The organism is Methylocapsa sp. S129 (assembly GCF_009765995.1).
Classification (GTDB): domain Bacteria; phylum Pseudomonadota; class Alphaproteobacteria; order Rhizobiales; family Beijerinckiaceae; genus Roseiarcus.
In genome coordinates, this window is sequence record NZ_LMUI01000014.1 from 17389 (window position 1) to 34713 (window position 17325).

Below are 17325 nucleotides of genomic sequence, written 5' to 3' on the forward strand. Positions count from 1 at the left end.
GGCCCCTACCCCTTCCGCCCCGCGATTTTCGCCAGCTCCCGCATGATCCTGAGCGTCCCGTCCAGCCGCTCGGCCAATTCCTCGAAATCGCCGATGACGACGATGCGCATGTCCGGGCGGACCTTTGCGATCGAGCCCTGAGCCGTCACCCATTTCACCAAAGCCGTCGGATTGGCGAAGGAATTATCGCGGAAGGCCAAAGTCACGCCCTTAGGACCGGCGTCGAGCTTTTCGACATTGGCGCGCCGGCACAGGGCCTTGATCGTCACCAACTTCATCAACAAAGCGACTTCTTGCGGCATCGGCCCGAAACGGTCGACGATCTCGGCGCCCATCGCGTCAATATCCTCGTCCTGCTCAAGCGCGGAGAGGCGGCGATAGAGGTTGAGCCTGGTCGGCAAGTCCGGAATATAATGTTCGGGAATGGTGACGGGCGCGCCCAGCGAAATGCTCGGCGACCACATCTCCTGCGCCGGCTCCTCGACGCCGCTTTTGAGGCGCTCCACGGCGTCCTGCACCATCTGCTGATAGAGTTCGTAGCCGACCTCTTTGACATGGCCCGATTGTTCGTCGCCGAGCAGATTGCCGGCGCCGCGGATGTCAAGATCATGGCTTGCTAGCTGAAAGCCCGCGCCGAGCGTGTCGAGCGATTGCAGGACTTTCAACCGCTTTTCCGCCTGCGGCGTCATCGGCTTGTTCGCGGGCACGGTGAAGATCGCATAGGCGCGCGTCTTCGACCGTCCGACCCGGCCGCGCAATTGATAAAGCTGGGCGAGGCCGAACATATCGGCGCGGTGGACGATCAGCGTATTGGCGGTCGGGATGTCGAGCCCGGATTCGACGATCGATGTCGACAGCAGGATGTCATATTTGCCGTCGTAGAAAGCGCCGATCTTGTCTTCGAGTTCGGTCGCGGCCATCTGCCCGTGCGCCACTACGAATTTTGCCTCCGGCACATTCTGGCGCAGGAAAGCGGCCGCTTCGTCGAGGTCGTCGATGCGCGGACAGACGTAGAAAGACTGGCCGCCGCGATAGCGCTCGCGCAACAGTGCCTCGCGCACGATCAGCGGATCGAAGGGCGAGACGAAAGAGCGCACGGCGAGCCGGTCGACGGGCGGCGTGGCGATGATCGACAGGTCGCGCACGCCCGTCATCGCCAATTGCAGAGTGCGCGGGATCGGCGTCGCCGACAGCGTCAATACATGCACTTCGGCGCGCAGATCCTTCAGGCGCTCCTTATGGCCGACGCCAAAATGCTGCTCCTCGTCGATCACCACCAGGCCGAGGTCTTTGAAGCCGACCGTCTTGCCGAGCACCGCATGGGTGCCAACGACAATATCGACGGAGCCCTCGGCGAGGCCTTGCTTTACTTCGCGCTGTTCGGCGGAGCCGATCATGCGCGAGAGCTGGCCGATCTTGACAGGCAGGCCCGCGAAGCGCGCGACGAAGTTCTTGTGATGCTGGCGCGCCAGCAAAGTGGTCGGCACGACGATCGCCGTCTGCTTGCCGTTGATGGCGGCGGCAAAAGCGGCGCGCAGCGCCACCTCAGTCTTGCCGAAGCCGACGTCGCCGCAGACGAGCCGGTCCATCGGCCGGCCGGAATTGAGATCGTCGAGCGTCGCCTCGATCGCATTCGCCTGGTCGAGCGTCTCGTCATAGGGGAAGCGCGCGCAAAATTCGTCGTAGAGCCCCTCGGGCGCGCGAAGACGCGGCGCTTCACGCAACTGGCGCGCCGCGGCGATGCGGATCAACTCGCCCGCCATTTCGCGCACGCGCTTCTTCAGCCGCGCCTTGCGCGTCTGCCAGCCGGAGGAGCCGAGCCTGTCGAGCTGCGCGTCGCCGCCTTCGGAGCCGTAGCGTGAGAGAAGTTCGAGATTTTCGACCGGCAGGAACAGGCGGTCGCCGCCGGCGTAATGGATTTCGAGGCAGTCATGCGGCGCGCCCGCCGCTTCGATCGTCTTCAATCCGACGAAGCGTCCGATGCCATGGTCGATATGCACGACAAGGTCGCCCGCCGCCAGCGAGGACGCCTCGGCCAGCACATCCTGCGCGCGCCGCTTGTGCTTGCGCTGGCGCACGAGGCGATCGCCAAGAATGTCCTGTTCGCCGATAATCGCGAAGTCGCCCGCCTCAAAGCCTTGCTCGATCGCAATGACCGCCAGCGGCAACGCGCCCGTTCGCGCGGTTTTGGCCTGAGGATAGGAGGAGGCCAGTTCCACCGACTTCAAGCCGTGTTCGGCCAAAACATGCGACAGGCGCTCGCGTGAACCGTCGGTCCAGCCGGCGACGATCACGCGCAGACCCCTATCGCGCAAAGCGCGGATATGGGCGACGGCGGCGTCGAAGACGTTGACGTTTTCGTCCTGTCGCTCGGCCAGGAAATTACGCCCGACGCGCGCGCCGCAATCGATAATATTCGCGGCCCCCGTCGGCGCGGCGAAGGGGTTAAGACGCGCCAGCGGCGCCTTGGCGAGACGCGTGCGCCATTCTTCTTCCGACAGATAGAGCTGGTCCGGCTTCAGCGGACGATAATTGGCCTTGGCGCCGTCTTCCTCATAAGCCGTCTTTCGCGCCTGATAATAATCGGCGATCTGCGCGAGGCGTTCATGCGCGGCTTCTTCGGCGCGCGCGTCGAGAACGACCGGCGCGTCGGCGATATAGTCGAACAGACTGTCCATCGCGCCATAGAACAGCGGCAGCCAATGTTCGAAACCGGCATGACGGCGCCCTTCGCTGACCGCGTCATAAAGCGCGTCGCCGCGCGTCTGCGCGCCAAATTCGGCGACATAGGCCTGGCGGAAGCGGCGGATCGTTTCAGTCGTGACCTGCGCCTCGCTCATCGGCACAAGGTCGAGCGCCCGTAATTGCCCGACGCTGCGCTGCGTTTCGGGATCGAACGAGCGGATCGATTCCAGCGCGTCGCCGAAGAAATCGAGCCGTATCGGCGCGGGCGCGCCCGGCGCGTAAAGATCGAGAATGCCGCCGCGCATCGCGTAATCGCCGACATCGCGCACGCTGCTCGCGCGCGAAAAACCGTTGGTCTCCAGCCAGCGCGCGAGTTCCTCCATGTTAACGCTATTGCCGGGCGCCGCCGAAAAGGCGGCGGCGGCGACGAAAGTCAAAGGCGGAACGCGTTGCACAAGCGCATTCACCGTCGTCACCAGAACGCGCGGGCGCTCGAGCGCGCCGCGCGTGCGGGCCAGACGCGCCAGCACCGTCATGCGTTGCGCGGAAATGGCGGCATTGGGCGAGACGCGATCGTAGGGCTGGCAATCCCACGAAGGAAGATAGAGCGCCTCGATCTGCGGCGCGGCGAAAGCCAGAGCGTCGATGAAGCTCTGGGCGCGCTGCCCGTCGCGCGCGACGAAGCAAAGCGCGACCGCGCGATCCTCGCCCGCTTTGGCCAGGCCCGAGGCGATGTCGGCAATGACGAAGGCGTCGAAACCTTCGGGCGCCGAGGCGAGCGTGAGCGCGCCTCCCTCCGCGAGACGACTGACGGCTTGGCCAAACAGGCCGGCGGGCGGGACAATCTTATTCACGTGCGCAATGTTTCCTTCGCCAAAGCCTCACGGGGCGCCAGGCGCAGCCGTGCGAACAAAGGCGTATCGTATGGTGCGGGAACAGGCTCCTCGCCGGTGATCCAGGCCAGCACCGACGGGTCGGGCGCGTCGAGCAGGCGCTCGAACTCATCAAGTTCGGCCTCTGACATATCAGGCAATTGCGCATCGGCGAACTGCCCCATGACCAGATCCATCTCGCGCATGCCGCGCCGCCACGCGCGGAAAAGAATACGGCGGCGGCGGGCGTCAAGCCCGGCGCTCGACAGATCCGAGCCGGTCATAGGATTTCCTCGTGGGATGCGCAGGTTCGAGCGAAACGCTTCCCCCGCGCGGCTTATAGCGAGGCCAGGGCCGCCTGTCAGCCCGCAGTCGCCGCGCAGATATTCACCCGTTCGAATTTCGCTTGAAGGCTCACGATTTCAATCGATTAGAATCGGATTGCATTGCGGCGCCCGAATTGCCGGCCTGAGTCCCGCGTCATATGCGCGATTTGCTTCGGATATCACGGAATCGTGAAGGGAAATCGTCATCTCGCGAGCGCACCGCCGCGTATTTCAATCATGAAAAACAAATCTCCGCTCGTCCTGCTGGTCGGCCTCTCAATTCTCGCGGCCCCCGCATGGGCGGACATGAAGGCGTCGCGAGACACCCCGACAGACGCGGACGCCGTAGATTGTAAAAGCCTGGTGGCGGCAAAACACTTGAAGAAAGATGATTTGCGGGCAGAAATGGAAAAATGCCTCAACAACCCGGCGGCGTACCGATAGGCTGACAACGCGCCCACCCTTCGTCAAACCCGAGAGCGCGGGAGAGCGCGGCGCGTGAGCCAAACACCCGCTATAGTATGGCTCCGCGACGACCTGCGGCTCGACGACCAGCCCGCACTTGCTGCGTCGGCCGGGCGGCCCGTTCTGATCGTCTATGTTCTCGAAGAAACCGAAACTTTCCGTCTACTTGGCGGCGCGTCCCGATGGTGGCTGGCCCGCTCGCTGGCCTCGCTTGCAGACGATATAGCGGCAATCGGCGGAAGACTTGATATTGTCCGCGGTCGCGCGGAAGCGATCCTGCCGCGCATCGCGCAGGCCTGCGGTGCGCGCGAGGCGTTCTGGACCCGACGCTATGGCGCAAGCCAGATCGCCGTCGATACGCGCATCAAGGCGACATTGCTGGTGCAAGGCTGCAAAGCAAGCAGCTTCAACGGACAGCTCTTGCGGGAGCCCTGGGAAGTCGTGACTCGCGAGGGCGCGCCGTTCCGCGTCTTTTCCGCGTTCTAGCGGGGCTTGCAAGCCCTTGGGACCCTCCCCGCGCCGATCGCGGCGCCAGCGAGGCTTCAGGCAGCCCCCTGGCCGGAAGAAGCGCCGGCGCGCTCGACAATTGAGGAACTGGGGCTGACGCCCAGGAAGCCAGACTGGTCGCGCGGCCTGGCGGAGAATTGGCGCCCTGGCGAGAAGGGAGCGAGAGCGAGACTCAGCGCCTTCCTCAGCCAGGCGCTAAGCGATTACCCGGAGGCGCGCGACAAGCCCGGCGGCGAGACGACGTCGCGGCTATCGCCGCATCTGCGCTTTGGCGAAATCTCTGCGCGTCGCATCGCAAGCTCGATTGAGAACGCCCTCGCCGCCGGCCAGGCGCAGGCGCGTTCCGCGGAAAAATTTCTCGCCGAACTGGGCTGGCGCGAATTCTCTTACACGCTGCTCTATGCCTTCCCCGATCTTGCGACGCGCAATTGGCGGAGCCGTTTCGACGCCTTTCCGTTCGTCGACGATGAATCCGGCTTTGCCGCCTGGACGCGCGGTCTGACCGGTTACCCCATCGTCGACGCCGGCATGCGCGAACTCTGGCGAACCGGCTTCATGCACAATCGCGTGCGAATGATCGCCGCCTCCTTCCTCATCAAACATCTGCTTTGCGACTGGCGGCGCGGCGAACGATGGTTCTGGGATACTTTATGCGACGCAGATCCCGCCAATAATCCCGCGAGCTGGCAATGGGTCGCAGGTTCCGGAGCGGACGCCGCGCCATATTTCCGCATTTTCAATCCCGTGCTGCAGGGCCAGAAATTCGACGCGGAGGGACAATATGTCCGCCGATGGATCCCCGAGCTTGCCGAACTCGACGCGGCGGCCATCCACGCGCCGTGGCTGGCGTCGCCAGTCGCCCTGCAAAAGGCTGGCGTGACGCTCAGCCACAGCTATCCCTTCCCGATCGTCGATCATCGATTCGCGCGCGAGAGGGCTCTTGCGGCATTCAAGACGATGACCGGGTGAACGCAGCGCTCGCGTTCCATTTTTCGAAATATCGCACGGCGGCGCCTAATTCGCCCGCTTGGGGGCGCCGCGGCTCATCAGGGCGAAATACAGGCGATAGGGCAAGTGATTCATCGCCCTGAGAGACCAGGCGAGCCTGCGCGGGAAAGCGATTTCGAATCCGGCTCGCTCGAAGCCGTCGCAGATGCGCCGGCAGGCGTCGTCGCAATCGATGATTCCGGGCATGGGATGGGTGTTGGCGGCGGTCAATGGCGTGCGCACGAAGCCGGGATTGACGATCTGGATCGTCACGCCGATGCGATCGCCGGAGAATTTCGCGCCCGCCGCCAGATTGATGATCGCCGCTTTGCTCGGTGCGTAGGCGCCCGCTCCCGGCAGGCCGCCATAGCCGGCAAGCGATCCGTTGATCGCGATCTGGCCCTTGCCTCTAGTCTTCATGGCGTTCATCAGCGGATTGAGGCCATTGACGACGCCAAAGACATTCAGTTCGAATGTTTTGCGAAATCCAGCCCCGCCAAAATCGCCAGCCGCATCGTCAAAGGAACCGCCGGCGTTGAGAAACGCCAGCGCGATCGGGCCGCGCGATTCGATTTCCGCGACGGCTTTCGCCATCGCCTCGCGATCCGTCACGTCCACTGGCGTCGGCTCGATGCGCCCGGGATGGCCTACCGCTTCGCTCGCCAAGGTCTGCAATTCCTCGGCGCGGCGCGCGCTGGCGGCGACGACATAGCCGCGTCGGGCCAGCTCGAGAGCGACCCCGCGCCCGATGCCGGAGCTGGCGCCTGTGACCCAGGCGATCCCGTCGTCAGGATTGGCTCTGTACGTCATGAATGTCTCTCTGTGGTCTTCGAACAATGAGCGGCTCGCTTGCCTTGACCGCAATGTCCCTCATAGGCGCTCGCCGAGCAACAAGGGCCTATCGAAAGGGCGAGCGGGACGCGCGCCTCTTGCGCTCCTGCGCCACCCGGTCTACCCGCGCAGCTTGACGGGGGCGGCGCAGCGTCGGAAAAGATGAGCAGGCGCGCGCCGCTTCGCCGCTGCTTTTACCGAGATTCCGATGCCCACCGTCACGCTGATCGACAATTACGACAGTTTCACCTTCAATCTCGCGCATTATCTGGGCGCGTTGGGGGCGGATGTGTCGGTATGGCGAAATGACGAGATTTCGGCGGCCGACGTGCTCGCCGCCAAGCCCGACGCCATCGTTCTCTCCCCCGGCCCCTGCACGCCCAACGAGGCGGGCATCTGCCTTGAACTCATTCGCGCCGCAAGCGCCACGATTCCGATGCTCGGCGTATGCCTTGGCCATCAGGCGATCGGCCAGGTCTTTGGCGGTGAAGTCGTGCGTGCGCCGCTGCCGATGCATGGTAAACTTTCGCGCATTTCCCACAATGCGCGCGGGGTTTTCCGCGGCATCAATGGCCCGTTTCAGGCGACCCGCTATCATTCGCTGATCGTCGATCGCGCCACAGCGCCGGCGGACCTCGAAATCACCGCCGAAACGGAAGACGGCCTGATCATGGGCGTCTCGCATCGCGAATTGCCGACGCATGGCGTACAATTTCATCCCGAGAGCATTCTTTCGGAGCATGGATCTCTCATTTTGCGGAATTTTCTGGACCTCGCGCGCGCCTTCAACGGCGCCGACGCGGCCCGCGTCCATTAAGGAGACCGGTCGGGAATGGAATCGTTCAAGCCTCTTCTCGGCAAGGTGGCCGCCGGCGCATATTTGAGCCGCGCCGAGGCAGCGGCCGCTTTCGACGCGATGTTGTCGGGCGAGGTCACGCCAGCGCAAATGGGCGGGTTCCTGATGGGCCTGCGCGTTCGCGGCGAGAGCGTCGAGGAAATCACCGGCGCCGTTTCGGCGATGCGCGCCAAAATGCTGCGCGTCGAAGCGCCGGCCGATGCCGTGGATGTCGTCGGGACCGGCGGCGACGGATCCGGCTCCTACAATGTTTCGACGCTCGCCGCGATCATCGTCGCGGCCTGCGGCGTTCCCGTCGCCAAACACGGCAATCGCGCTGCTTCGTCGAAATCGGGCGCGGCCGACGCGCTCGGCGTGCTTGGCGTTAAGATCGGCATCGAACCGGCGGCGATCGAGCGCTGCATCAAAGAGGCGGGCATCGGCTTCATGATGGCGCCCACGCATCACGCGGCGATGCGCCATGTCGGACCCGCGCGCGTCGAGCTTGGCACGCGCACGATCTTCAACTTGCTAGGGCCTTTGTCGAACCCCGCCGGCGTTCGGCGCCAATTGATTGGCGTGTTCTCCGGCGCCTGGCTTGAACCAGTGGCGCAGGTGTTGCGCAATCTCGGTTCGGAGCGCGTATGGGTCATCCATGGCGGCGACGGCCTCGATGAAATGACGACGACCGGATCGACAAGCGTGGTTGAATTGCGTGACGGCGAAATCCGCTCCTTCGAGGTGACGCCGGAAGAGGTTGGCCTGAAACGCGCGCAGCCCGCCGACCTCAAGGGCGGCGACGCCGCATATAATGCCGAAGCGCTGCTCGCAGTGCTTGAGGGGGCCGAGAACGCCTATCGCGACATCGCGCTGCTGAACGCCGCCGGCGCCCTGGTCGTGGCGGGCAAGGCGCGCGAACTCGGCGAAGGCGTCACTCTCGCGGCGGCGGCGCTCAAATCGGGTGAGGCGCGCCGCACGCTCGCCAAGCTTGTCAAAGTTTCGAACGATTGACCGGGGCGGGATTGGGCATGTCCGACATTCTGCGCAAGATCGAAGCTTACAAGCGGCGCGAAATCGCCGATGCGAAAGTGCGCGTACCGCGCGCCACGCTTGAGCGCGAGATCCATGACCAGACGCCGCCGCGCGGTTTTCTTAAGGCGATCGAGCGCGAGCAGGCCGCCGGCCGTTTCGCGCTGATCGCTGAAATCAAGAAGGCCAGTCCCTCCAAAGGTCTGATCCGCGAACATTTCGATCCGCGCGCGCTCGCCAAAGCTTATCAATCGGGCGGCGCCGCCTGCCTCTCGGTCCTCACCGACACACCCTCTTTCCAGGGCAAACCCGAGCATGTCGGCATGGCCAGAGCAGCGGCGCGCCTGCCGGTGCTGCGCAAGGATTTCCTGTTCGATTCTTATCAGGTGCTTGAGGCGCGCGCCTGGGGCGCCGATTGCATCCTCATCATCATGGCGGCTGTCGACGACGAATGCGCGCGAACCCTCAACAAGACGGCCCATGACCTCGGGCTCGACGTGCTGGTCGAGGTGCATGATGAGGAGGAGCTCGCGCGCGCGCTGGCGCTGGAGGCCAGGCTGATCGGCATCAACAATCGCGACCTGCGCACATTCCACACGACGTTGGAGGTCTGCGAGCGGCTGTCGCGCCTCATTCCAAAGGACCGGGTCGTCGTCGGCGAAAGCGGCATTTCGCGCCACGCCGATTGCGTGCGCCTCGCCAATGTCGGCATCGAGACTTTCCTGGTTGGCGAATCCCTGATGCGCAAGGACGATGTCGCGGCGGCGACGCGCGCGCTGCTGACCGGCGTCGAGCCGGAACATGCAAAGACGGCGCATTGAGCGCCCTAAGCCATATCGGCGCTTCGGGCGAGGCGCGCATGGTCGATGTTTCCGGAAAGAGCGAGACGGCGCGGGTCGCATTGGCCGAGGGCCACGTGATCATGGCCGTGCAGACACTGGCGATGGTCTTGTCGGGCGATGCGAAGAAGGGCGATGTGCTGGGCGCGGCGCGCATCGCGGGCATTATGGCGGCCAAGCGAACGCATGAACTGATCCCGCTGTGCCATCCCCTGCTGCTGACCAAAATCTCCGTCGACATCGCGCCCGACGAGGCGCTGCCCGGCCTGCGCGTGCGCGCCGAGGTGAAAACGCGCGGACAGACCGGCGTCGAAATGGAAGCGCTGACGGCCGTCTCGATCGCCTGCCTCACCATCTATGACATGGCCAAGGCCGCCGATCGCGGCATGCGCATCGAAGGCGTGCGCTTGCTCGAAAAGAGCGGCGGAAAGTCCGGCGACTGGCGCGCGCCCGAAAGCGCCGCGTGAGCGCCGAGGGCATGATCTCGGTCGCCGAGGCTTTGGCCCGCGTGCTCGCCTCGGCGCCAAAACCCGTCACAGAGGAATCCGTTTCCATCGAGGCCGCCCTCGGGCGCACGCTGGCGAGCGACCTTCACGCCCTGCGCACGCAGCCGCCGTTCGCCAATTCCGCGATGGACGGATACGCGTTGCGCGCCGCCGACACCGCGCCTTCCCTTGCGAGGTTGAGGGTGATCGGCGAATCGGCGGCCGGGCGCGCCTTTACCGGCGCGGTTGGCGCGCATGAGGCCGTGCGTATCTTCACCGGAGCGCCGATGCCCCAAGGCGCCGACGCGGTTCTGATCCAGGAGAATGCCGCGCGCGAGGGTGATTTACTCGTCGCGAAAACCCGCGAGACCTCGCGCCATAATGTGCGGGACGCAGGGATAGACTTTGTCGAAGGCGAGCTCTTGCTGCCGGCGGGGCGGCGATTGAGTCCGCGCGATCTTGCTCTCGCCGCCGCCGCCAACCATCCGACCCTCGCAGTGCGACGGCGGCCGCGCGTCGCTATTCTGGCGACCGGCGACGAACTCGTGCGGCCGGGCGATGCGCTTGGCCCCTCGCAGATCGTGGCGTCCAACAATTATGCGATCGCCGGCATTGTCGCGGCATGCGGCGGCGAATCGGTCGATCTTGGCATAGCCGCCGACGAAATGGGCGCCCTCGCGCGCAGCTTCCGCCGCGCTCAGGAGATCGAAGCCGATATTCTCGTGACCCTTGGGGGCGCCTCGGTCGGCGATTACGATCTTGTGCAGCGGGCGCTGGTCGACGCCGGTCTCGAATTGGGCTTCTGGCGCATCGCCATGCGCCCCGGCAAGCCGCTGATGCAGGGGCGGCTCGGCGCCATGCGCGTGCTCGGCTTGCCGGGCAATCCCGTATCCTCGGTTGTCTGCGCGATTCTGTTCCTGGCGCCGCTGTTGCGCGCGCTTGCCGGCGATCCCCAAGCCGGCGCTGATGTCAGCGAACCGGCGGCGCTCGGCGCGGATGTCGCCGCCAACGATATGCGGCAGGATTATCTGCGTGCGACATTGGCGCGCGACGCAGGCGGCGCGCTGGTCGCGACGCCCTTCACGAGCCAGGATTCGTCGCTGGTCAAATTGCTGGCGCGAGCCCAATGCCTCGTCGTTCGCCCGCCCCACGCGCCCGCGACGCGACGCGGCGAGGCTTGTCGGATCATCAGGCTCGACGAATGGGGGCTCTGACCAATTCGTTCACAGGCTCGAGGGATAATTCGGGCTTTCGCGCGTAATCGCCACGTCATGAACGTGGCTTTCGCGCAGGGCGGCCGAGGAAATGCGCATGAACTGCGCCTTGGCCTGAAACTCGGCGATGTCTTTCGCGCCGACATAGCCCATCGCCGCGCGCAGGCCGCCCGCCAACTGGTGAATGATCGCGCCAGTCGGGCCGCGATAGGGAACCTGTCCCTCAACGCCTTCTGGAACAAGCTTCATCTGATCCTTGATATCCTGTTGGAAATAGCGATCCGCCGAACCCTGCGCCATGGCGCCGAGCGAGCCCATGCCGCGATAGGTCTTGTAGGACCGGCCCTGGTAAAGGAACACTTCGCCTGGACTCTCATCCGTTCCCGCCAGCAGCGATCCGATCATGACGCAATCGGCGCCGCCGGCGATCGCCTTGGCCAGATCCCCCGAAAATTTAATGCCGCCGTCGCCGATGACCGGAATGTCGGCGGCACGCGCCGCTTCCGCCGCCTCCATGATCGCGGTGAGCTGCGGCACGCCGACGCCCGCGACGATTCGCGTCGTGCAGATCGAACCCGGCCCGATGCCGACCTTGATCGCGTCGGCGCCCGCGTCGATCAGCGCTTGCGCGCCCTCGCGCGTGGCGACATTGCCGGCGATGATCGAAACCTTGTTGGTCGCGCGCTTGATGCGCCGGACCTGATCGAGCACCAGCTCGGAATGGCCGTGCGCCGTATCGACGACGAGGCAATCGACGCCCGCCGCCATCAGAAGCTCGGCGCGATCATAGCCCTTGTCGCCGACTGTCGTCGCCGCGGCGACGCGCAGGCGGCCTTCCGCGTCCTTGGCGGCGTGGGGATGCTGGGTCGCCTTCTCGATGTCTTTGACCGTAATGAGGCCGACGCAATGCCCGTCTTCGTCGACGACGACCAGTTTCTCGATCCGGCGCTGGTGCAGCAGCCGGCGCGCCTCGTCCTTGCCGACGCCCTCGCGCACGGTGACGACGTCGCGCGTCATCAGTTCGCTGATCGCCTGGCGCGGGTCGTCGGCAAAGCGCACATCGCGATTGGTCAAAATGCCGACAAGCCGGGCCGGCTTGCCATTGGCGCCGCGCTCGACGACCGGAATGCCCGATATGGCGCTGCGGCGCATGAGCGCGAGCGCTTCGGCGAGGGTCGCGTCAGGAAAAATCGTGATCGGATCGACCACCATGCCGCTCTCGAAGCGCTTGACCTTGCGCACTTCATCCGCCTGATCCTCGGGCGACAGGTTGCGATGGATGACGCCGATGCCCCCCGCCTGCGCCATCGCCACGGCGAGGCGCGCTTCGGTCACGGTGTCCATCGCCGAGGAGATGATCGGCACATTGAGGCGAATCGAGCGCGTCAGCCGCGCGCCAATATCGACCTGGCTCGGCATGACCGTGCTATGCCCCGGCCGCAGCAATACGTCATCAAAGGCGAGGCCTTCGGGAAACACTGACTTTTCGACGGTCGCCATGGCGGGTCCTTCCGTTAGCGCTCCTGAAAGGTCGGAGCCGCGTTCACATCAAGGGCGCGATTCCCGCGCGTGGCATGGGCTGTTAACACGGTCGATCTCGCGCGAACAGGGCGTCGTATTGTCCGATCAACGCTTCGTGAGCATTCTTCTGGCGCCGAAGCGCGCCAAAAGCGCCGCCAAACGTTGCGGCCTTCGCCGCGCGGCGCCACAAGGGGACTTCGATTTGCCAGAGTCACCATGCGACCCGCTGTTCTGACGCCTTTCATCATCGCCACCGCCCTGTTCATGGAAAATATGGACGGGACGGTGCTCTCGACTTCACTGCCCGCGATCGCCCTCGATCTGCATCAGGATCCAATTGTTCTAAAACTGGCGCTGACCGCCTATATGCTGACGCTGGCGGTGTTCATTCCGGCAAGCGGCTGGGTCGCCGACCGCTTCGGCGCCCGCACCGTCTTTTGCTCGGCCATCGGCGTTTTCACCCTTGGATCAATTCTCTGCGGCGCCTCCAATTCCCTGGGCACATTGATCGCCGCCCGCATTTTCCAAGGCGTCGGCGGCGCGATGATGGTGCCCGTCGGGCGGCTGGTTCTGCTGCGTAGCGTCTCGAAGAGCGACCTTGTCCGCGCACTTGCCTATCTGACAATTCCGGCGATGATCGGTCCGGTTGCAGGGCCGCCGCTTGGTGGCTTCATCACAACCTATTTCCATTGGCGCTGGATTTTCTGGATCAATGTCCCGATCGGAATCCTCGGGATCGCGCTGGCCCTGACTTTCATCGAAAATCTGCGCGAAAAGACGGTGACGCGTTTCGACTTCACCGGGTTCCTGCTGTCGGGGTTCGGGCTCGCGACATTCATTTTCGGACTGACCCTGATCGGGCGCGGCTTCGTTTCCGCGCCCGTCAACGCGGCGATGATCGTGCTCGGCCTCGCCTCGCTGATCGCCTATGTCCGCCACGCCCGTCGCGAGCCCAACGCAATCCTGGACCTCAGCCTGCTGTCGATACCAACCTTCTTCTCGAGCGCTGTCGGCGGCTTCATCTTTCGCGTCGGCATCGGGGCCATTCCGTTCCTGTTGCCGTTGCTGTTGCAACTTGGCTTCGGATTGACGCCCTTCGCATCGGGTTCTCTCACCTTCGCGGCGGCGGCGGGCGCGATGATGATGAAGTTCTCCGCAAGCGCGATCCTTCGCCGCTTCGGCTTTCGCCGCGTTCTGATCATCACGGCCGTCATCAGCGCAATCTTCCTCGCGTCATACGGCCTCTTCACGCAGACGACACCGGGCTGGCTCATCTTGACCGCCCTGTTGCTAGGCGGCTTTTTCCGCTCGCTGGAATTCACCGCGCTCAACGCCATCGGCTATGCCGACATCTCCTTGGCGAAAATGAGCCGCGCGACGAGCTTTTCCAGCGTTTCGCAGCAGATGTCGCAGACCGTCGGCATCGCGGCCGGCGCCGCGGCGCTCGAATCCGTGCAATTTTTTTACGGCGACGGCGCCCTGGTCACCCGGGATTTTGGGCCCGCCTTCTTCGTCGTGGCGCTGATCTCGGTCGCCTCGGTCGCGATCTTCGCGCGCCTGACGCCGGATGCCGGCGCCGAAGTCTCCGGGCGCAAGGCCGCCGTCGGTGAAACGGCCCCCGCGGCGGCGGAGTAAGAACCCGAGCGCCGGCCGCTAGCTCGGCCGCCCTCGAAACCCCGTCGCCAGCACATAGAGTTCGGCGCTTCCCGCGCGACTCGCCTTCGGCTTGAGGTGGCGGACGGTCGCAAAGTCGCGCTTCAGGCTGGCGAGCAATTCGCCCTCGGTGCCGCCATGCAGCACTTTGGCGAGGAAGAAGCCGTTCGGCGCCAGGATTCCGCGCGCAAAATCAGCGGCGAGCTCGGCAAGACCGACTATGCGCAGGTGATCCGTCTTGCGATGACCGGTCGCATTGGCCGCCATATCGGACAGCACGCCGTCGGCGGGGCCGCCGAGCATCGCCGTCAATCGCGCGGGCGCCTCTGGATCGTGGAAATCCATCACCTTGAATTCGACGCCCTCGATAGGATCGATATCGAGCAGGTCAATGCCGACCACCCTGCCCTTACCATCGGGCGAACCGACGCTTTTGGCGGCGATCTGCGACCAGCCGCCCGGCGCCGCGCCAAGATCGACGATTCTCTGGCCGAGTTTGAACAGGTGGTATTTCTCAGCGATTTCGATCAGCTTATAGGCGGCGCGGGACCGGAATCCTTCCCGTCGCGCTTGCGCGACGAAAGGATCGTTCAATTGGCGCTCCAGCCAAAGCGTCGACGAGAGGCTGCGCTTCTTGGCGGTGCGCACCTTCGTCTTGAGCGAGCGACCGCCCTCGTGTCCTGAGCCACCCCCGCCTGTGGCCATGAATCAGTGACCCATTCTGTTGGCGTGCGGGCCGCCGCGATCGGCGCTCATCAATTGGGTGAGCATGCCTTCACGCAGGCCCCGATCGGCGATGCGGATGCGCTCGGCGGGGAAACTCTGGCGGATCGCCTCAAGAATCGCGCACCCGGCCAGCACCAGATCGGCGCGCTCGTGGCCGATGCAGGGATTGGCCGAGCGTTGCGCATAGGTCATCGACCGCAATCTGCCGATTGTCGCGTCAACTTCGCTGCTGGTCAGCCAGAGTCCGTCGATTTGCCGCCGGTCGTATCGGGGCAAATTCAGATGGACGCCGGCGATTGTCGTGACGGTGCCTGAAGTGCCCAGCAGGTGAAAATGGGCGCATCGCGCCTCGCCCGCCACGCGAAGGGCGAAAGGCGCCAATTGATCGGCGACGAATTGGGTCATTGCCGCGAATGTTTCGTCGCTGACATCATTGCCGCCGAATTTCTCGGCGAGCGTCACGACGCCTAGACGAAGCGATTCCCATGCCCGAATTCGCCGAGCTGTTGAATCGTCGAAGCCTTCCCCGCCTCGCCCTTCTTCGCCCGACAGCCAGACAATCTCCGACGACCCGCCGCCGATGTCGAACAGCACGATCGAACGGGCATTTTGGTCGGCAAGGGCGCCGCACCCGGCCGCCGCCAGATGCGCCTCGGTCTCGCGATCGACGATTTCAAGCTGGATCCCAAGGCGATCGCGCACGTCTTCAAGGAATTGGATGCCGTTCGCCGCGGATCGACACGCCTCGGTGGCGATCATGCGCGCGCGCGCGACGCCATGGATACGCATCTTGTCGCGGCAAACGGTCAAGGCGCTGATCGTGCGCGCGATCGCCGCCTCGCTGAGACGGCCGGTCTGCGACAACCCTTCGCCAAGCCTTACAATACGGGAAAACGAATCGATGACCCTGAACCCGTCCACCGTCGGGCGGGCGATCAGCAACCGGCAATTATTGGTGCCAAGGTCCAAAGCGGCGTAGGGACCCCGCGGCGCGCGGCCGAGCGGCGGGCCCCCATCCATGCCGGACGCGCGCTTCGGCGTCGGCCCAAAGGGCGAGCCGAGCGGCGAGATGACAGTCAAGCGCAAACTCCTCGCGCCCGAAACAGCCTGCGTCCGGGCGAACATTCGCCGCAATTGTAACAACGTGGCGGAAGGATGCAATGCGGGCGTGGCGCAGCCGGGCGTCAGGGCGCGAATATCGGATGCCTGACCTTGTCGCCGGGTTTGAGCCCAATGCTCTCCGCGACCCCGCCATTGACTTCGAGAACGCCATAGCAAGGCCTTTCGGAAGGGATCAGGCGTTCCGACAGGGGCTCCGCGTTGGCGGCGATGCTGACGACCGTTCCGGCATGAGAGATGAAAATCATGTCGAGCGGGATATAGGTGTTCTTCATCCAGAACGTGACCGGCTCTTCGCGTTTGAAATCGAAAAGCATGCCGCGATCGGCCGGCATGAACCGGCGATACATCAGGCCCTTTTCCCGCTCGGCGTCGTTGCGCGCGAGTTCAACCGAAAAAGCGTGAACGCCCGTCGACGTCACAATCTCAAGTTTGTCAAAGGTTTGCGCCAAGGCTCCAATGGAGCCCCCTATGGCGAAATAGGCAAAGACAAACAACGCCGCCGCGAATCGGCGCGGCGCACGCCAACTGAGAGCTGAGGTCGACCTGATCGGCACGTTCACGCCTGCCTTTTCAATAATGGCTGTCAAAGAACGCCGGCAGACGGGGAAACCCAAACGATTTCCTCTCGAAATCGCGGCGCGCGAGGACGCCCTATCTGCTGGCTGAATGTGTCGAATTTGGCACGGCCCCGCCCGGACTCAATGCGAGGAAAGCAGCTTTGAGCCCTCGAGCGGCCGCACTTCGGCAGCCATCAAGCCCTTCGGGCCTGGACCAAAACGCGCGAGAAGGCTATCGCCCGGCTTGACGTCCGCAAATCCGTAGCGGCGCAGCGTCTCCATATGGACGAATATGTCTTCCGTGCCCTCGCCGCGCGACAGGAAACCGAAGCCGCGAATGCGATTAAACCATTTGACGATGACAATTTCGAAGCTGCCGACTTCGGTGACCTGCACATGCGTGCGCGCCGGCGCCAATTGGGAGGGATGAACGGGTTCGCCAGCCTCAACGGAAAGGACGCGGAACACTTGCATGCCCCTGTCCCCGCGCACGACTTCAGCAACGACGCGCGCGCCTTCGTGGATCGATTGAAAGCCGTCTCGCCTCAACACCGTGACGTGAAGTAAAACGTCAGGCTCGCCGCCATCGGGGATGATAAAGCCATAGCCCTTGGACACATCAAACCATTTGACGCGCCCGGCCATCTCCACAAGCGCGCCGCGATGACCCT

17 protein-coding genes are annotated in these 17325 nt (G+C 64.4%); 9 read left to right on the forward strand and 8 right to left on the reverse strand.

The features are described 5' to 3' along the window. Window positions 1-5: 5 nt before the first annotated feature. On the reverse strand, window positions 6-3539 hold the full coding sequence (gene mfd, locus GSQ90_RS09125; protein WP_246731496.1) for a transcription-repair coupling factor: 3534 nt from the start codon (window positions 3537-3539) through the stop codon (window positions 6-8). Further along, the gene (locus GSQ90_RS09130) at window positions 3536-3841 is read right to left on the reverse strand and encodes a succinate dehydrogenase assembly factor 2 (RefSeq protein WP_158814525.1); all 306 of its coding nucleotides are present in this window, start codon (window positions 3839-3841) and stop codon (window positions 3536-3538) included. Before GSQ90_RS09130 ends, mfd begins: the two co-directional genes overlap by 4 nt. 231 nt (window positions 3842-4072) lie before the next feature. Between GSQ90_RS09130 and GSQ90_RS09135 the strand changes: the two genes are divergently transcribed. The 3 genes from GSQ90_RS09135 to GSQ90_RS09140 are packed head-to-tail and all read left to right on the forward strand — an operon-like array spanning window position 4073 to window position 5824. After that, window positions 4073-4327 carry a hypothetical protein gene (locus GSQ90_RS09135; RefSeq protein ID WP_158814526.1) on the forward strand — a complete coding sequence of 85 codons (255 nt, stop codon included), beginning with the start codon at window positions 4073-4075 and terminating at the stop codon, window positions 4325-4327. Window positions 4328-4381: 54 nt separating this feature from the next. Next, a complete protein-coding gene (locus GSQ90_RS32820; protein WP_371418349.1) occupies window positions 4382-4834 on the forward strand; it encodes a deoxyribodipyrimidine photo-lyase in 453 nt (150 codons plus the stop codon). 6 nt (window positions 4835-4840) lie between these two features. Then, a complete protein-coding gene (locus GSQ90_RS09140) occupies window positions 4841-5824 on the forward strand; it encodes a deoxyribodipyrimidine photo-lyase (protein WP_371418350.1) in 984 nt (327 codons plus the stop codon). Between the two features lie 45 nt (window positions 5825-5869). Here GSQ90_RS09140 and GSQ90_RS09145 read toward each other — a convergent pair whose 3' ends face one another. Continuing rightward, window positions 5870-6652, reverse strand: a complete 783-nt coding sequence (locus GSQ90_RS09145) for an SDR family NAD(P)-dependent oxidoreductase (protein WP_158814527.1) — start codon at window positions 6650-6652, stop codon at window positions 5870-5872. Window positions 6653-6881: 229 nt separating this feature from the next. On the opposite strand from GSQ90_RS09145, the gene GSQ90_RS09150 reads away from it, so the two are divergent. Genes GSQ90_RS09150 through glp form a run of 5 tightly spaced genes read left to right on the forward strand, consistent with a single transcriptional unit; the run spans window position 6882 to window position 11075 of the window. Next, a complete protein-coding gene (locus GSQ90_RS09150) occupies window positions 6882-7490 on the forward strand; it encodes an aminodeoxychorismate/anthranilate synthase component II (protein ID WP_158814528.1) in 609 nt (202 codons plus the stop codon). A 15-nt stretch (window positions 7491-7505) separates the two neighbouring features. Then, the gene (trpD, locus tag GSQ90_RS09155) at window positions 7506-8519 is read left to right on the forward strand and encodes an anthranilate phosphoribosyltransferase (RefSeq protein WP_158814529.1); all 1014 of its coding nucleotides are present in this window, start codon (window positions 7506-7508) and stop codon (window positions 8517-8519) included. Between the two features lie 17 nt (window positions 8520-8536). Continuing rightward, entirely contained in the window at window positions 8537-9358 is an 822-nt protein-coding gene (trpC, locus tag GSQ90_RS09160) for an indole-3-glycerol phosphate synthase TrpC (RefSeq protein WP_158814530.1), read from the forward strand. After that, the gene (gene moaC / locus GSQ90_RS09165; RefSeq protein WP_158814531.1) at window positions 9355-9843 is read left to right on the forward strand and encodes a cyclic pyranopterin monophosphate synthase MoaC; all 489 of its coding nucleotides are present in this window, start codon (window positions 9355-9357) and stop codon (window positions 9841-9843) included. The genes trpC and moaC overlap by 4 nt, the downstream gene beginning before the upstream one ends. 11 nt (window positions 9844-9854) lie before the next feature. Further along, complete coding sequence (gene glp, locus GSQ90_RS09170) at window positions 9855-11075, forward strand: gephyrin-like molybdotransferase Glp (RefSeq protein WP_158814548.1); 1221 nt, start codon at window positions 9855-9857, stop codon at window positions 11073-11075. Between the two features lie 9 nt (window positions 11076-11084). Here glp and guaB read toward each other — a convergent pair whose 3' ends face one another. Then, window positions 11085-12575 carry an IMP dehydrogenase gene (gene guaB, locus GSQ90_RS09175; protein ID WP_158814532.1) on the reverse strand — a complete coding sequence of 497 codons (1491 nt, stop codon included), beginning with the start codon at window positions 12573-12575 and terminating at the stop codon, window positions 11085-11087. 237 nt (window positions 12576-12812) lie between these two features. On the opposite strand from guaB, the gene GSQ90_RS09180 reads away from it, so the two are divergent. Continuing rightward, complete coding sequence (locus GSQ90_RS09180; RefSeq protein ID WP_158814533.1) at window positions 12813-14231, forward strand: MFS transporter; 1419 nt, start codon at window positions 12813-12815, stop codon at window positions 14229-14231. Between the two features lie 18 nt (window positions 14232-14249). Here GSQ90_RS09180 and GSQ90_RS09185 read toward each other — a convergent pair whose 3' ends face one another. The 4 genes from GSQ90_RS09185 to GSQ90_RS09200 all read right to left on the reverse strand — a co-directional run bounded on the left by GSQ90_RS09185 (window position 14250) and on the right by GSQ90_RS09200 (window position 17299). Next, window positions 14250-14954 (reverse strand): RlmE family RNA methyltransferase, encoded by a 705-nt coding sequence (locus tag GSQ90_RS09185; RefSeq protein ID WP_158814534.1) that lies wholly within the window; start codon window positions 14952-14954, stop codon window positions 14250-14252. A 3-nt stretch (window positions 14955-14957) separates the two neighbouring features. Beyond that, the gene (locus tag GSQ90_RS09190) at window positions 14958-15995 is read right to left on the reverse strand and encodes a Ppx/GppA phosphatase family protein (RefSeq protein WP_246731498.1); all 1038 of its coding nucleotides are present in this window, start codon (window positions 15993-15995) and stop codon (window positions 14958-14960) included. 164 nt (window positions 15996-16159) lie between these two features. Further along, window positions 16160-16546 carry a DUF192 domain-containing protein gene (locus GSQ90_RS09195; protein WP_371418351.1) on the reverse strand — a complete coding sequence of 129 codons (387 nt, stop codon included), beginning with the start codon at window positions 16544-16546 and terminating at the stop codon, window positions 16160-16162. A 249-nt stretch (window positions 16547-16795) separates the two neighbouring features. Continuing rightward, window positions 16796-17299, reverse strand: coding sequence for a cold-shock protein (locus GSQ90_RS09200; protein WP_158814550.1), 504 nt, complete (start codon window positions 17297-17299; stop codon window positions 16796-16798). Window positions 17300-17325 lie beyond the last annotated feature (26 nt).

Bases quoted from the DNA above. Each gene is read 5' to 3' on its own strand.
- GSQ90_RS09130 (WP_158814525.1), bottom strand. From the start codon at position 3,841: ATGACCGGCTCGGATCTGTCGAGCGCCGGGCTTGACGCCCGCCGCCGC.
- GSQ90_RS09145 (WP_158814527.1), bottom strand. From the start codon at position 6,652: ATGACGTACAGAGCCAATCCTGACGACGGGATCGCCTGGGTCACAGGC.
- GSQ90_RS09150 (WP_158814528.1), top strand. From the start codon at position 6,882: ATGCCCACCGTCACGCTGATCGACAATTACGACAGTTTCACCTTCAAT.
- trpD (WP_158814529.1), top strand. From the start codon at position 7,506: ATGGAATCGTTCAAGCCTCTTCTCGGCAAGGTGGCCGCCGGCGCATAT.
- trpC (WP_158814530.1), top strand. From the start codon at position 8,537: ATGTCCGACATTCTGCGCAAGATCGAAGCTTACAAGCGGCGCGAAATC.
- glp (WP_158814548.1), top strand. From the start codon at position 9,855: ATGATCTCGGTCGCCGAGGCTTTGGCCCGCGTGCTCGCCTCGGCGCCA.
- guaB (WP_158814532.1), bottom strand. From the start codon at position 12,575: ATGGCGACCGTCGAAAAGTCAGTGTTTCCCGAAGGCCTCGCCTTTGAT.
- GSQ90_RS09180 (WP_158814533.1), top strand. From the start codon at position 12,813: ATGCGACCCGCTGTTCTGACGCCTTTCATCATCGCCACCGCCCTGTTC.
- GSQ90_RS09185 (WP_158814534.1), bottom strand. From the start codon at position 14,954: ATGGCCACAGGCGGGGGTGGCTCAGGACACGAGGGCGGTCGCTCGCTC.
- GSQ90_RS09190 (WP_246731498.1), bottom strand. From the start codon at position 15,995: ATGGATGGGGGCCCGCCGCTCGGCCGCGCGCCGCGGGGTCCCTACGCC.
- GSQ90_RS09200 (WP_158814550.1), bottom strand. From the start codon at position 17,299: ATGGCCGGGCGCGTCAAATGGTTTGATGTGTCCAAGGGCTATGGCTTT.